This window comes from Gordonia sp. N1V (assembly GCF_029269935.1).
Taxonomy (GTDB): domain Bacteria; phylum Actinomycetota; class Actinomycetes; order Mycobacteriales; family Mycobacteriaceae; genus Gordonia; species Gordonia polyisoprenivorans.
In genome coordinates this window covers 41,937-57,001 of the sequence record NZ_JARJDD010000008.1, presented here as the reverse complement: position 1 = coordinate 57,001, position 15,065 = coordinate 41,937, and the positions used below count along the sequence as shown (strand labels likewise).

The 15,065-nt window shown below is 65.5% G+C and carries 14 protein-coding genes and 1 pseudogene; 6 read left to right on the top strand and 9 right to left on the bottom strand.

Going from position 1 to position 15,065, the window contains the following annotated elements:
- Positions 1-13 precede the first annotated feature (13 nt).
- Entirely contained in the window at positions 14-964 is a 951-nt protein-coding gene (locus P3L18_RS12470; RefSeq protein ID WP_276114207.1) for an alpha/beta fold hydrolase, read from the bottom strand.
- 76 nt (positions 965-1,040) lie between these two features.
- On the bottom strand, positions 1,041-1,259 hold the full coding sequence (locus tag P3L18_RS12465; protein WP_035727666.1) for a hypothetical protein: 219 nt from the start codon (positions 1,257-1,259) through the stop codon (positions 1,041-1,043).
- Positions 1,260-1,367: 108 nt separating this feature from the next.
- Here P3L18_RS12465 and P3L18_RS12460 point away from each other — a divergent pair, with 108 nt between their 5' ends.
- Together P3L18_RS12460 and P3L18_RS12455 are read left to right on the top strand one after the other, a co-directional pair.
- Complete coding sequence (locus P3L18_RS12460) at positions 1,368-1,571, top strand: cold-shock protein (protein WP_006369600.1); 204 nt, start codon at positions 1,368-1,370, stop codon at positions 1,569-1,571.
- A 782-nt stretch (positions 1,572-2,353) separates the two neighbouring features.
- A complete protein-coding gene (locus P3L18_RS12455) occupies positions 2,354-3,418 on the top strand; it encodes an acyl-CoA desaturase (RefSeq protein ID WP_035727689.1) in 1,065 nt (354 codons plus the stop codon).
- A 17-nt stretch (positions 3,419-3,435) separates the two neighbouring features.
- Here P3L18_RS12455 and P3L18_RS12450 read toward each other — a convergent pair.
- Both P3L18_RS12450 and P3L18_RS12445 read right to left on the bottom strand, forming a co-directional pair.
- Positions 3,436-4,553: pseudogene (locus tag P3L18_RS12450) on the bottom strand (hypothetical protein).
- A 259-nt stretch (positions 4,554-4,812) separates the two neighbouring features.
- Complete coding sequence (locus P3L18_RS12445; protein ID WP_006369603.1) at positions 4,813-5,541, bottom strand: hypothetical protein; 729 nt, start codon at positions 5,539-5,541, stop codon at positions 4,813-4,815.
- A gap of 235 nt (positions 5,542-5,776) precedes the next feature.
- Here P3L18_RS12445 and P3L18_RS12440 point away from each other — a divergent pair, with 235 nt between their 5' ends.
- Positions 5,777-6,259, top strand: coding sequence for an excalibur calcium-binding domain-containing protein (locus P3L18_RS12440; protein WP_006369604.1), 483 nt, complete (start codon positions 5,777-5,779; stop codon positions 6,257-6,259).
- Positions 6,260-6,525: 266 nt separating this feature from the next.
- Here the strand turns inward: P3L18_RS12440 and P3L18_RS12435 are convergent, their stop codons facing one another.
- Both P3L18_RS12435 and P3L18_RS12430 read right to left on the bottom strand, forming a co-directional pair.
- Positions 6,526-6,702, bottom strand: a complete 177-nt coding sequence (locus tag P3L18_RS12435) for a hypothetical protein (RefSeq protein ID WP_168436299.1) — start codon at positions 6,700-6,702, stop codon at positions 6,526-6,528.
- A gap of 9 nt (positions 6,703-6,711) precedes the next feature.
- Positions 6,712-7,317: a TetR-like C-terminal domain-containing protein gene (locus P3L18_RS12430; protein ID WP_006369605.1), complete on the bottom strand. Its 606-nt coding sequence runs from the start codon at positions 7,315-7,317 to the stop codon at positions 6,712-6,714.
- Positions 7,318-7,369: 52 nt separating this feature from the next.
- On the opposite strand from P3L18_RS12430, the gene P3L18_RS12425 reads away from it, so the two are divergent.
- From P3L18_RS12425 to P3L18_RS12415, 3 genes are read left to right on the top strand one after another with little or no spacing between them, the layout of a single operon-like run.
- Positions 7,370-8,485, top strand: coding sequence for a hypothetical protein (locus P3L18_RS12425; RefSeq protein ID WP_276114206.1), 1,116 nt, complete (start codon positions 7,370-7,372; stop codon positions 8,483-8,485).
- An 8-nt stretch (positions 8,486-8,493) separates the two neighbouring features.
- A complete protein-coding gene (locus P3L18_RS12420) occupies positions 8,494-9,492 on the top strand; it encodes a TIGR03617 family F420-dependent LLM class oxidoreductase (protein ID WP_006369607.1) in 999 nt (332 codons plus the stop codon).
- Positions 9,489-11,891: a PEP/pyruvate-binding domain-containing protein gene (locus tag P3L18_RS12415; protein WP_276114204.1), complete on the top strand. Its 2,403-nt coding sequence runs from the start codon at positions 9,489-9,491 to the stop codon at positions 11,889-11,891. The genes P3L18_RS12420 and P3L18_RS12415 overlap by 4 nt, the downstream gene beginning before the upstream one ends.
- A 49-nt stretch (positions 11,892-11,940) precedes the next feature.
- Here the strand turns inward: P3L18_RS12415 and P3L18_RS12410 are convergent, their stop codons facing one another.
- From P3L18_RS12410 to P3L18_RS12400, 3 genes are all read right to left on the bottom strand, one after another.
- Entirely contained in the window at positions 11,941-13,191 is a 1,251-nt protein-coding gene (locus P3L18_RS12410; RefSeq protein ID WP_276114203.1) for a CocE/NonD family hydrolase, read from the bottom strand.
- An 88-nt stretch (positions 13,192-13,279) separates the two neighbouring features.
- On the bottom strand, positions 13,280-14,263 hold the full coding sequence (locus P3L18_RS12405; RefSeq protein WP_276114313.1) for a hypothetical protein: 984 nt from the start codon (positions 14,261-14,263) through the stop codon (positions 13,280-13,282).
- Between the two features lie 66 nt (positions 14,264-14,329).
- Positions 14,330-14,683, bottom strand: coding sequence for a hypothetical protein (locus P3L18_RS12400; RefSeq protein ID WP_276114312.1), 354 nt, complete (start codon positions 14,681-14,683; stop codon positions 14,330-14,332).
- Between the last annotated feature and the right edge of the window lie 382 nt (positions 14,684-15,065).

Here is a 15,065-nt window from a genome sequence, read left to right as displayed (position 1 = left end):
GCCTTGGTAAGACCTAGAACGCACTTCCCGTGATCGGCGCGGCCCGGTCACAGGGCACCGGTTTCGGGTGAGTCGGGTCGAGCGCGTTGAGCACGAAATACGCCGCCCGACGTGAACCGGCGAGACCCGCATGCTCGGTGTAGTCCACCGAACATCCTTGTTGCACAACGATGTTGTGGACATTCGCGCCACCGGGAAGCTGCCCGGAGGTATACGGGACGACGAGTTCGTCGAAACGCGTGCTGATATTGGTGTAGGTGATGTTGGGCAGATACACGCCACCGGCGCGCAGCTTGGTCAGAAACGGTGATGTCGGATCGAATTGGGCGCAGGCCTGACACAGCGGGAATTGTGCGTCGGTCAACCCGAGCCCACGCAGCAGAGGCATCAAGACGGCGGCGCCGCCGACATTGGTTCCCTGCCACAGCGGTGCCAGCGAGACGTACTTGTCGATCTTGTTCGCTCCACCGAGGAATTTCGCGTAGTAGTCCGGGATGACCGTGCCCTGGGAGTGGCCGACGATGTCGACCTTGCGGGCCCCGGTGGCCGCGAGGACCTTGTCGACGTAGGTGGCGAGCTGCGCCGCGCTCGACTCCATCGGCTTCATGCCGCCCACCGCGCTCACCGGCCACGGCGCTCCGTCGATTGCTCCGTAGGTCAGTGCGAAGACGCAATATCCCTGGTTCTTGAGCAGCGGCACGTAGGTGCCCCAGTTGGTTTGCTGTGAGCCACCCGTGCCGTGCACGAGCACGACCGGCTCCGGATGCGCCGGCGACGGCTTACAGCCGAAATCGTTGGAGCCGGGTAGGGAGCCGCCCGGGTGGGCGAGCTCGTCGGGGATACCGCCGAGGAAGTTGTAGGTCACCGGCAGATCGGCTCGGGCAATTCCGCCACCCGAGCCGAGGAGCAGCGTGAGTGCGGCGGCGAGCACACCGATGACGACGACGATCCCCCGGAATCTCATGCGAGCAACCTAGCAAGCGCTTGGGCGACGGATTGGGTGATCGCCGAAATCGGCGACGGACTCGTCGGTGTGTCGGCTACCGATCCGCGATCAGGTCGGCGAGCGCCTCGGGGACAACGCACAGGGTGTCGGCGATCTTCTGGACCGTCTCCGCATCATCGATTGCGCCGGTCAGGACGCCGCGCGCGTCATCGACGCCCACTCCGGACTCATCGGCGACCGCTTCGAAGGTGGGGTCGATCCCGACGTCGCCGAACATCGATTCGAACTTCGCGGGAACGCGGGTTGCAGTCATGGCGAAAGCGTACGCGGACCCTCCGATGTCAGGTATCGACGAAAAGTATGAGACCCTGGTTACGGGTCGTCGCATCGACGTCCCAAAGCAACAGGAAGAAGTAGCAGGATGGCACAGGGAACCGTCAAGTGGTTCAACGGCGAAAAGGGCTTCGGCTTCATCGCCCCCGATGAGCAGGGTGAGGACGTCTTCGTCCACTTCTCTGCGATCACCGGGAACGGATATCGCACCCTCGAGGAAGCCCAGCGCGTCGAATTCGACGTCGAGCAGGGCGCCAAAGGACTTCAGGCCACCAACGTGAGCGCTCTGTAAGAGTCTCGCTACGGCCTCTCGGCCCCGGCACCGATTCGGTGTCGGGGCCGAGCCGTATCCGGGCTCCGTCCACCGAGCCCATTACCCGCGCCCTTCCACCGGCCTGTCGCCTGCCGCTCGCCGTCTGCTGCTGTAGGGTCGAACCCGTAGCCCGCGCACACCGCGCGATGCGGCCACACACTCGCCTCGCTCATCACCGACGGCCGGTGTGGATCGTCACCCGTGAGAGATCCTCAACGATGACGGATTCTCGCAAATACCCTGACGAACGGCGTCACCCACAGACATCGAGGACCCCGATGGACCACAACCTCTTTTCACATCAAAACGAAAACCCCTCCCAGACAGACGATCTGACACAGAATCCGATGTCTTTCCAGCTCGTGTTCTCCGACACCGCAGAGCGCCGGGCCGCGGATTCGGCACGCGATTCGAGTGGTCGCCGATCCGGCCGATAGCCGGCCCGCCGACCCCGGTCGGCCACGCTTCATCACCTCCGCCGTCGTAGAGATTTCGACTCCGCCGTCGGCGGTCTTCTCCTGCGATTGCGCCGCCTGCTGTAGAGTCGACCTGGTAGCCCGCGCACACCGCGCGACCCGGCCGCACGAACATCTCACTCAGTGTGGCGTCGCACGACGCCGACGGCTCAGATCGCCGCACAGTCGATGCCACGCGACGCGTCCACCCCGCCGATCGGGCCGGTGGCCGACTTCTGCTCTCGCACAACACGTCAGCCCGACCACTTCCACTGCCGTCGCGCAGCACCACAGATCGAGGCACTTGTGTCCCCCACCCGAGAAATCTCGGCCCCCCGCAACGAATTCGTGAGTTCTTACACGGAGTTGGCCGCCGAGGTTCGCGCCTCCGGCCTTCTCGACCGTCGCCGCAACTACTATCTGGTCCGGGTCGTCGCCACATCGGCGAGTTTCTGCGCACTCTGGACGATGGTTCTCCTCCTGGGTGAGTCGTGGTGGCAACCGGCACTCGCCGTGCTGCTCGCAGTGGTCAGTACCCAGTTCGGTTTCCTCGGGCACGACGGTGCCCATCGTCAGATGTTCGCCTCGGCTGCGGCCAACGAGTGGACGGCTCGCATCGTGGCGGCGCTGGGCGCGGGACTCTCGCTGCACTGGTGGCGCGGCAAACACAATCGTCATCACAAGGCGCCCAACCAGATCGGGACCGATCCCGACATCGTCGACGGCCCCATCGCCTTCGTTCCCGACGTCGCGGCGCAGCGGTCGGGCATCGCCGCGTGGCTCACACGTCGCCAGGGCTGGTTCTTCTTTCCGTTGTTGACCCTTGAGGGCGCCGCCCTGCACGTGGCCAGTATCCAAGGACTCACATCCAAAGCACCTGTGCCGCATCGAGTATTGGAGCTATCACTCATCGTGGTCCGGCTCGGCCTGGCGACCGTCCTGCCCTTCGTGGTGATGACGACGGCCCAGGCCGTCGTGTTCGTTCTGCTCCAGATGGCCGTGTTCGGCGTTCTGCTCGGCGGCGCCTTCGCCCCCAACCACAAAGGTATGCCGTTGGTACCCAAGGATGTACGTGTCGATTTTCTGCGCCGGCAGGTACTCATGTCACGCAACATCCGCGGCGGGCGGATCATCGACTTCATGATGGGTGGCCTGAACTATCAGATCGAGCATCACCTCTTCCCCAGCATGCCGCGCCCCAACCTCGCCAAGGTCCGACCGCTCGTGCAGGCGCATTGCGCGCGCCACTCGGTCACCTACACCGAGACGTCGCTGATCGACTCCTACGCCATCGTCGTCCGATACCTCAACCAGGTAGGGCTCGGCGAACGCGATCCGTTCACCTGCCCCCTGGTTCGCATGTATCGCTGAGAGCCCGTCACACACTCTCAGACCCGTACGTCCCCGACCCCCAGTTCCCCGACCCCCAGTTCCCCGACCCCCTTCTCGCCGACCCCATATTCGCCGACCTCGGCCGACATCCGAGCCGAGAGGTGGTAATTCATCACCGCCAGTGCGACGAGGCCGACGGCGAGGTTACTCAGGGCGCCGAATCCCTCGAGCGCGAAGTCGACCAGCGCATTGCTCAGCGTGAAGATCAGCGCGGCGAGTGGCAGCAGACGGAGCGGCCAGGCCCGTTCGGTGCGTCGGCGGGCGATCATTCCCGGTATCGAGATCAGCGCCGTCGCAATGCCACTGATGAACAGAATCCATGCGGCGTGCCGGTTTCGACTGAGTTCGAGGTACAGGTGGAGTTCGCCGCTGTCGACGTGTCCGACGAACAGTTGCCACGCCCCGAGCACGGTCGCCCACAACGAGGTGATCACCAACAGGGCGCCGAACACCGTCACCCAGCGCGGACTGCGCGCGAACCCGGGAATCAACCGCACGGCCCGAGCCCGCAACGCCACGAGCCGGTCGGGACCGGTGGCGCTGGTGGACAGCAACTCTCGGATCGTGGCGATCTGCGTCGGGTCGCCACCTCGATCGGCGGCATAGGCGAGAAACCACTGTGCCTGTGTACGTCGACGGGGCGGCAAACCATGACTCACCCCGTCGGCGGCGATCGACGCGGCGTTCGCAAGCGCCTCGGCCACGGTCGGTTTCGCGAGATCTCGGACCACCCTGCTGATCAGCAGCACGACCACGACGAGGATGTACATGATCTCCGCCGACGGTCCGTAGAAGTAATCGTTGTTCTTGGTGACGAATTTGCCGACCTCGTCGAGGAACAGCCCGAATCCGATGCCGCCGAGGGCAACCGCAGCAAGGCGAACGGTGGCACCGAGAAACAGCCACCCGACGATCAGCGCGATCATCATCAGCGCTCCACCCCACAGCGCATGCGCGATGTGTAATGTGCCGCCACCGATCTGCGGATAGCCGGTGAGCTGAAGATAGGCACGCGTGACGAGAATCGTGCCGATGGTGTATATCAGAACCATTCGACGGTCGTGGTTCCGTAGGCGCTACGGACCACGACCGCCGTTCTCTGGGGCCGTGACATCGCCCGATTATCCCGGTTCGACGTCGGCAGAATGTCGGTTTCGGCGGGTTCGCCTCCAGACCTCACCCCCCGCTGGTCCGGCACATTCCGCGTCGATGATGCCCCCTACTGCAAGACCACCGACCGGCCCACTGATCGCGCACTCCGGCATTCGCCATCATGCCCACGAGAAACCCAACCACAGCTCACCGAATTCGGCAAGATGAAGATTTCCATCACTTTCGTGAATCGCGAGAGTGGGTAAGTCCGCCCGTCGAAATCAGCGGGCGGTGGCGATACCCAGCGACGGAAAGAAATAGCACGTCGCGTTGCCCTTGTTGACGGTGCCGTAGATCGCCGAGAGCACAGTTCCCGAACCGGTGTCGACCAGGCCGCCGCGTACGCCGTTGGACGGCAGTGCGTTCACCACCGAGGCGAGCGCCTTGTTTGCCACGGTTTGCGCCTCCGGAACCCCGGCGGCCTGAAGTCGCTTTGCCACGGCGTTGACGAGAGTTTCGGCCAAGCCGCTCATCGGCGCCCCCAACCCGCCTTGGAAGGTGTTGACGTTGAACCACGCCACCTGCATTCCCGACTTGTTGCCGGAGTCGTTGAACGTGCCGACCGGAACGAAGCCGTAGAGGACCTCACCCTTCCGGACGGCGTTGATGTCACCGACGACAGGAAAGGTCAAATTGCCCAAGCCCGGCGTATACGGCCCCGCAATCGCCCCGCCGAGCGCAGATGGGAAGGTGAAGTCGGTGCAGGCACCGATGGTCGGGGTGAACGGGGTGATGCCCAGCTTCTTCAGAACGGCGTTCGCCGCGCCGATTCCGTCGATCACACTCGCCGCGTCCTGGGGGTGCGGGGTGATCGCGTCGAGAGCCTGCTTGGCGGCCAGCGCTTCTCCGGTCGGTGCCGCCGACGCCGCGGGTGCGCCCAATGCAGAACCCGCGACAAGCGCTACGGACACGGTGGCCGCGGCCACGAGGCTGCGGAAGCTGATCTTCATTGAGTACTCCTCGATCGACGGTTCCCGACGTCGGACAATATCGCAGTCGGCGGGCGATACCGCAGTCGGAGGGCGGCAGCGAGAGAATTCTTGCCTTTCACCGAATGGGCCGGTTCGTCCGGTCAACGGATACCGAGCACGGTCGATTCGAGCGCACAATCGACACAATTGTCGCTCGCTTCTCCTTCACATGCTCTCAGCCCGCGACTTCCTCTGCGCAAAGGAGGCCCCACCAGTGACAGCGCCATTCGGTCCACCACCCCCTTTGCCGGTCCCTCCCAGCCGCAAGAAGCGTCCGTTGGCGATCGGGCTGGGGATCATCACGGTCCTGATACTCATGTTGTTCTCGTGCGGGGTCGGATCGGCCATGCACGGCAGCGACAAGGCGGCCGCTCCAGCGACGCGGACCGTGGTCAGTACGGTCACCGCGACGATGACCGAGACCACCACCGCCTCCGCCGTCGCGAGCACCACCACGCCGGCGCCCACCACCAGCGAGCCAACGGGCGGCCCGACCGTGGCGCGCGGGCTCATCCCCCAAACGACGACCCCGACCACCGATGCGCCGGCGGCGCCGACCACCGACGAGGGATCGAGCGTCTACTACAGCAATTGCGCCCAGGCACGCGCCGCCGGAGCAGCGCCGCTGCATGTGGGAGACCCCGGCTACCGATCCGGACTCGACCGCGACGGCGACGGAGTGGCTTGCGAATCCTGATCGCGCGCTTGGGTGTTCACTCGATCGTTCGCGGCCCCCGCGTGCCGCCACCACCGGTCGGGGAATCTGGTCGAGTCCCGCCGATACGAATACAGATCCCACCGATCCGCCGCGACACGCCGCGAATCCTTGGTTCGCCACGGCGTGTCTGCGTCAACCATATTTGCATCCGGCTGGGCCGCCGGCCGCGAACCCGAGTCGACCGATCAATCAGCCCACGTCGAGTATCGCGTCGAAACAGTTGTCGGACAAGGGTTTTCGGGTCTTCAGCGGCCCCAGCCGTTGCCATTGAAGGGCATGATCGGTCCGCGCTCCCCATCCTCGTTGCGAGGCGCGATCGGTGAGTACCCACCACTTGTCGAGTGATAGGCGCGCTTCTCACGTCGCGGGATCAGCTTGCTGAGCCGATCACGCCAGCCTCCGTGCCCGCTCCCGCGTCCCATGGAGCCAGGTTACGACCTCTCGCCGTCGCTCGGCCACCGTTCGGTGATCAGCTCGACCATCTCGTCGACCCAGGCGTCGTCGAGCGCGGCATCGCTGCGAATGAGGATGCGGAAGATCGCGGTGCCCGCGACGACCTCGGCGAGCATCGGCAGTCGATCGTCGTCGCGACGTTCCTGACCGAAGCGGGACTCGAAGGCGGTGAGGTCGCCGGCCAGCCTGGCGATCATCTGGTTGTGCACCTCAGGCGACGCCACGGTGTCGGCAATCAGCCCGGGTAGCGCCACCCGCACCTCTGGCCGGTTGAACATCGAGCGCACGATCTCGACGAGCGCGCGGATGTCCTGTCGGACGTCCCCGGACCCCGTCGGTGGCGTCAAGACCTCCGCCGACAACACCGCCTCGTGGACCAACTGTGCCTTACCCGACCATCGCCGGTAGATGGCTGCCGTGGTCGTTCCGGCACGTGCGGCAATCGCCGACAACGACAGCGCGGGATAGCCGGTCTCGAGAATCAGCTCGCGGGTGGCGGCGATGATCGCGGCGTCGATCCGGCCATCGCGGGGCCGCCCCGCCGGCGTCGACCTCTTGTTATCGCCTTGGCGATCTGGTGTCATGGATCACAGTCTAGTTCCAATGCAATGTGCATCGTATTGATAGGGAGTTTCGGTGGAGCTGAGCCCACTCGACGAGTATCCGATCCATCAGACACCGGCCCCGATCACCTGGCCGGCCACCTCCGACCGGAACTTCTACGATCGCTCGTACTTCAACGTGCTCGACCGGCAAGGCCGTTTCATGGCCTTGACCGGCATCGGCTACTACCCGCGTCTGGGCGTCAAGGACGCCTACTTCGTCGTCCGCCGCGGCGACACCCAGACCGCTGTTCATCTGAGCGACGCGATCGACGACGACCGACTCCACCAGAACGTCAACGGATATCGCCTCGACGTCGTCGAGCCGCTGCAGGAGATGCATCTGACCCTCGCAGAGACCGAGGGCATCGCCGCCGACCTCACCTGGCGTGGACTGTTCCCGGCAGCGCTGGAGAAGCCGCACACCATGCTCACCGAGCGGCGAGTGACGTTGCAGGCGTGCCGCTTTGCCCAGGTGGGTTCCTGGGAGGGATGGATTGACGTCGACGGGGAACGACTGACCGTCGAGCACGACACCAGTGTGGCGAGCCGCGACCGGTCGTGGGGTATCCGGCCGGTCGGTGAGCCGGAACCGCCCGGACGTCCCGACACCGCTTTCCGCGGAATGTGGTGGCTCTACCTGCCCTTGGCGTTCGACGACTTCGTCCTGTTCCTCATCCTGCAGGAGGACCCCGACGGTCACCGTAGTCTCTACGACTGCACCCGTCGGTGGCGCGATGGGCGAATCGAGCAACTCGACGGCGTACGGGTCACCATCCACTACACCGCCGGGACCAGGATTCCGCACGGCGCGCACATCGAGTTCCTCAATCGCGCGGGCGAGCAGATCTCCCTCGACGTCGAGTCGAAGTTGTTCGCGCCCATCGCCTTCGGGTCGGGATACGGTGGCGATTCGACGTGGGCGCACGGCACGTGGAAAGAAGGGTCATTCGCCGAACGCGTCACCTTCGATCTGACGGACGAGCAGGTGATGGCCCGCGCACCCTTCAGCCTCATCGATCACGTCGGGAGTGCGATGTGCACCGAAGCCAACGGCCGACAACACCGCGGCGCAGGCCTGTTCGAGCACGGCATCATCGGCCCACACCATCCGTCGGGCTTCTCCGACTGGACCGACGTGGCGAAGTAGGGAACCCCATGAAGATCATGACTGCACTCTTCGGACCCACCGACGCCGTGGACCGGGCCAAGCTCCTCAAGGAGGCCGGCGCGTCCGGCGTCTTCACCTTCGAGGGACCGTTCGATGTGTTCACTCCCCTGGTGCTGGCCTCGTCGGTCGACGGACTCGACCTCATGTCCAACGTCGCGATTGCTTTCCCGCGCAACCCGATTCAACTCGCCCACCAGGCAAATGACCTGCAATTGCTCAGCAAGGGACGGTTCATCCTGGGGCTCGGCACCCAGGTGCGCGCACAGATCGAGAAACGCTACGGTACCGAGTTCGATCGGCCGGTCGAGCGCATGACGGAGATGGTCGGTGCATTGCGTGCGATCTTCGCGACGTGGAACGACGGCGAACGATTGTACTTCCGCGGTGAGTACCATCGCCACACGCTGATGACCCCGACGTTCAACCCCGGCCCCAATCCGTATGGGCCGCCGCCGATCTATCTGGGCGCGTTGGGTCCTCGGCTCACCCGTGTGACGGCCGAGGTGGCCGACGGTCTGTTGGTGATGCCGTTCGGGTCCAAACGCTTCCTACACGGAACGACACTGCCCGCAGTACGCGACGGGCTTGCCAAAGCCGGGCGAGCAGCGGACGACTTCACGGTGATCCCCGAGATCATCGTGTCGGTCGCCTCCGGCCACGACGATGACCACACCTCGACGCGAATGTTGCTGGCCTTCTACGGTTCCACCCCCGCATACCGACCTGTGCTCGACGCGCACGGATGGGGCGACCTGCAGCCCGAACTCAACGCGATGTCCAAACAAGGGCGTTGGCAGGAGATGGCGGCGCTCATCGACGACGAGATGCTGCACACCATCGCGGCATGTGGGACGCCGGCCGAGATCGCCGCGCACATCCGCGACCGCGTCGACGGTGTCTCCGACAGCATCTGTCTCTACCAGCCAGGCCCGATCGCCGTCGAGGCACTCGCCGAAATCGTTGATGCGCTGGGTGGTTCGCGATGACAGCGGCCACCGTCGAGTTCGACGACATCACCGACGACCGGTACGGCGGCAAAGCCGCCGGCCTCGCGCGTCTGCGCGCTCTGGGGCTGCCCGTCCCGGTCGGTTTCGTGGTCGCGGATGCCCCGGTGGACGGATCTCTCGACCGCGTGATGGCCAGGTTCGGCGAGATGGCCGCCGCCGGAACGACTCCGGTGGCCGTGCGGTCCTCCGCGGCCGGGGAGGACGGGAGCGAACAGTCCTTCGCCGGCCAATACGACACCGTGCTCGGCGTCGACTCCATCGACGCCTTGACCGAGGCCATCCACACGTGCGCCGCCTCGGTGCACTCCGCGCGCGCGTCCGCCTACAGCGGTCACACCGCGGCGACCATGAATCTGGTCGTCCAGCGAATGGTCGACTCGCGCGCCGCCGGAGTGGTGTTCACCGCAGATCCAGCGTCGGGTCGCCGCGACCTCATGGTGATCGATGCCGTCGCCGGACTCGGTGAGGCGCTGGTCGACGGAACCTCGGCTCCCGATCACCTCGTCCTCGACGAGGAGGGTGCACCGGTGGTCGCGGAATACGTTGCCGCTCCGGTCTTGTCACCGCAGGAGATCGACCTGATCAGGGCGGGTGCGCTGCGCGCGGCGCACGAATGGGGCACACCGATGGACCTCGAATGGGCCATCGACCGGTCGGGCGACCTCTGGTGGTTGCAGGCCCGACCGATCACCACCTTGCCGGGCGATCTCAACGAGATGGACTCCCCCGTCGCCGGCGCCGACCACGTGTACACGCGGTGCAACATCGGCGAGATGATGCCGGGCGCGTTCTGCCCGTTGACCGCGTCGGTGTCCGGATTCGCGATCGACTATGCGATGCAGACGATTCAGGTCGTCGCGCGGGCACAGGAGGGTTACCACACGCCGTGGCTGCAGGTCGGATACTTCTACGGCCACATGTTCCTCAACCTCACCGAGGGCACGGCGCTGAGTTCCGGGATTCTGGGGAACTCGCTGGAACAGTTCTCGACCTCGATCTGCGGCCGCGTGGTCGACGAGCTGCAACCGAAACCGGCACAACCATTCTTGCGCAAGCTCGGCAACACGATCAGGCTGACCACCCATGCGCTGACGGTGGGGCCGGCGATCCGCCGGATGCCTTCTGACATCGCCGGTTTCCGGGTTCCGACCAGCTTGGACCCACGAGTCGTGCTGCGGCAGTTGGACGACGGTGTGGAGTTGTACTGCGACTTCACGCTCACGCACGTCCGTTCGTCGTCACGCGCGGCCGTCGCGGCCAATGTCCTCGAGAGCGTGATGGTTCGCCAGGCGGTCACCGACGGCCGTGATGAGGACGAGGGCAAAGCTCAGGCCGCCCGTCTCATGGCGGGGGCGTCGGGGGTCGAGAGCGCAGAGATGCTCGGCGAACTCGATGCGGTCGTGCAGAAGATTGCGGCCGACACAGCCATCGCCGACGAATTCCTCTCCGCAGCAACGGATGACGCGGTCACCGCATTGCGCGCGGCGCCCGGGGACGCGGGAGTCGCCTTGCGGAAGTTCTTGGAGCGCCACGGCCATCGCGGATACCGGGAACTGTGCATGCGCGACCCGTCCTGGGCCGACGATCCCGCCGGGCTGGGAACGATGATGCAGGTCATGGTGCGATCGGCGACCGAGCAGCGCGGTCGGGAGCCGAGCCGCGCCCCGACACCCGAGCACTCGTCGTCGACGATGCGCCTCCTGGCACGCCTGGCGCAGGGCGGCGCGCGTGGACGCGAGGAGACGAAATCGCGGATGGCGTTGATGGCCCACCAACTCAAGCGGGGCTACCGCCATCTCGGCGAGGTGCTCGCCGAGAGCGGTCGGCTCCCCGACGCCGATCTCGTCTTCTTCTTCGATCGGACCGAGTTGCGGCGGGTCGTCGACGCCGACGACATCACCGACCTCGTACAGAGCGCCATTCGACGACGAGAGGCGTTGTCATTTCAGGACTCTCTCGAATTCGACGACGTCTCGGTCGGGCGGCCGTCCCCGCGCCTGACCGTCGCCGAGCGTGACATCGCCGACGACCGGATCGTGGGTCGACCAGCGAGCAGGGGCGTCGTGGAAGGCACAGTGCGAGTGGCGAAAACGATCGGTGAGGCGCGCGATATCCGGCCCGGGGAGATCCTCGTCGCGCCGGTCACCGACGTCGGATGGACGCCGTACTTCACCGTGATCGCCGCTCTGGTCACCGACATCGGGAGTTCGGTCTCCCACGGTGCCGTGGTCGCCCGCGAATACGGCTTACCCTGCGTCGTGAACACCCTGGTCGGCACTCACCTGCTCCGGACCGGTGACCGAGTGCGAGTGGATGGGGACCGTGGGGTCGTGGTGCGGCTCGATCACGACGACCTTGGTGATGTCAGGAACCCTTGACGTCATGAACCGGCCCACACCAGGCTCCCGGTCGAGGACGGTTCACAGATCATCGTGGTGATCCGGACACGCCGACGGTTGCCGAATCGACGCCTGCGAGACAGTCGTCCAGCCAGTCGTAAACGACCGCGTCCCAAGCCTTCTGCCCCACGCCGCCGCAGTGTCCGGAGATGCCGGTACCCGCCACGGGCGTGCATATCATCTTGTGTTCGACTGCCAGTGCATTGTAGAGCTCCGCACCGTGCCCACCGACAGGATCTCCGGGAGACTCGATGATCATTGTGGGACAACCGATGTCGGCGGCTCGATCGGTCATCGTGTAGGTCGTGAGTTCCGCGAGGTAGTCGGCAATGGTGCGCACTCCATGGAATGCCATGCGTGCACCGAAGAAGTCGGCCCGTTTCCGGCTGACCCGGCTCAGGGCCGTCATGAGCGGTGCCGCGATACGGCCCTTCCAGCCACCGGGGATCTTCGCCCCCATGTCGGGTTGGGCGGGGTCGCAGATCATCGCGACGATGCGGGGCTCGGAGGCCACCGCACGTGGGATGAGATACCCGGCGAAGGAACGGCCCATGGCGACGATCCGTTGGGGGTCGACGCCTGGTGCGGCGATCAGCCAGTCGACGATCGGCGATAGGACGTGCTCGTAGTCCGGTCGAAAGAAGATGCGGTGCAGATAGAGTGACGCTCCCTGGCCTGGTCCTTCCACGCTGAGAACGTTGTACCCACGCGCGAGCGCGCCTTGGGCGAAGACCCATCCCGATTCGGCAGTGGAGTCGTATCCGCAGGGCATCACGATGGTCGGAGAAAGTCGATTCGGGTCGGTCACCGGCCGGAAGAGCCAGGCGTGAATGCCGGTGCGGCCGCCGACCGTGGACCGACTGTCGGCGTACGGAATCGCGAGCTCGTCGGCGACGATGGGCACCGAGGTGTGCGGCAACAGTTCCATGGCGTGACGGAAGGTGTCGCAGTGCGCGTGATAAGCGTCGTGCAACCGCTGATCATCGAGATCGGCGCGAAGGAAGTAGTACGCCTGCCGGTAGTACTCACTGGCACGAAGGTAGGACTGATGGGCGGTGACGAGGTGGCCGGTGACGTGTGCTGTCTCGGCGGATTCCCGCACCGATTCGGCGCGGGCCATCCAGTGCGTGTACCAGCGTTGCGTGTTGTACCTCCCGCCGATCAGGTCAGCGGTGGCGTGGGCTTCGCCGAGATCGGCGGCGCCGACGGCCGCGGCCTGCAGTGTGCGACTGAACTGTCCGTCAAACTCTTCGTCGGACATCGCCAGGTGCTGTGTCATGAGTACCTCCATGGTGGTTGTCGGATCACGAGGTCCGTCGACCCTGGTCGTGATGTGACAAGAAGACCGTGCGGTCCTCACAAAACGCTCACATGCCGGCGAAGCGCTCGTGATCACCCATGACGAGTGCGTCTCGCGCATCGGCAGTACCTGCGCGCCACCCCTGGTCGAAGGCCGTGTTCTCGTCGTCGCGGCACCGGCGGATGGCGTCGTGCGTGAACGGATGACGCGGCCACTCCATGCCCGCGTCCAGCGCGTAGGTGCGTGCGACCGCGAACGCCCGGCCGGCGCGGTTCACTTCACCGGCCGCGGCCAGGTGGTTGCCGCGCTGTTCGACCGTGTCACAGATCTGAACGCCCCCGGCGTCGAGGTACGCGTGAAACGCCTGGTCATTCCAGCGAAGTCCCATGCGGGTGTCGCCGTTGAGCAGAGCTCGGATGCCCAGCATCACGGCCGCGAGATGGATGGCCAGTGGATCGCCCAGTTCGGCTCCGAGCGCGAGTGCGGTGTGGGCATGGTGTGTGCCTTCCGCCACGTTGCCGGCCGTCAGCTCGCACAGTGCCTTGGTTGCGGTCACGATGGCTGCCTCGCGAGAACCCGTGACCAGTGCGTCCCAAGCCCGCTGCGCGAAGATGCCGGCCAGGGCATGGTCGTCACCTGTCCAACTCGCCAGGGCGAGAAACGCGAAGCGCCGGCAGCCGACGTCGGGGTCCTGGTCGTCCACGACGATCGCCGCGTCGAGGTCATCGGGTGACAACGCGGTCAGATGCCGGTGGGCTTCGGCAGTCTGCTGACTGAATGCCGACGCTGCACTGAGACAGGCAGTCACCATCGCGCTCGTACGCGCCGAACACCCGCCCCGCGAACAGGTTTCGGATGCGATGCGGAGCAAGCGGATACCGGCGGCGAGACGTCGGCAGAGGTACCAGTACGGGCCGAGCTGTTCGATCAGGTCGATGTGGGTGTCGAGGCGAGCGGGGTCGCTCACGACGGACTCGAGAAAGGCGAGCACCGTGGAGACATCATTGTCGACGCGGGCGAGGTCTCGCGCCGACGACATGGTGCTGTGCATCGGAGTCGTGGCCAGAAGCGCGGTGACTGCGTGGTCTCGTCGTCGTACCGCCTCGAGTGCAGCTGGTCAGTCGAGTACTCGAGCGTGCTCGGCGATCGTGTCGAGAATGGTGAATCGGGTCGGCCGGAGTCGGTCTCCGCGGATGGGCCACAACAATGATCGGCGACAGAGTTCAGCCAGATCATCGGCGACGTCGGCGCCGCACACGGCTTCGGCCAGCTCCGAGGTGAACGGACTGCGCAGAGCGGTGAGGCGGAGATACAGGCACGCCAGGCCGACATCCAGGGACTCGTAGGCCAGCCGGAAAGCGCGGTCGATCGGCTCGGGGACCGCACTTCCGAATTGGTCGGCCACTTCCCGCACCGAGAACGTCGCCATCCGAGCCGCGGCGAGTTCGAGACCCAGTGGCAATCCACCCATCGCCGTACAGATCCGGTCGAGATCGTCGAGGTCGGCGGGTCGGGATCGAAGACGCCACGGGCAACGCGGATACGGTCGACGAGAAGTTGCTGAGCGGGTGACGGGCCGCCGGTGCGACCGATGTCGACGGTCAATGGGTGCACGGTCAGCACCCGCTCGCCCCGTACCCCCATTGGTCCGCTTGAGCCGAGAATCGTCACTGCGGCGCACCGTTGCAGGATCGCGTCGACTACGTCGACGTCCTCGGACGACATGGGGCCGTCGAGGACAAGTAGCACTGACATCGTCGCCAGATGATCACACACCTGATCGAGACCTGCGGTGGAATCTGCCGCGGGCTGGATTCGCATTGTGGTGAGGACGGTCTCGGCCACGCCCGCGT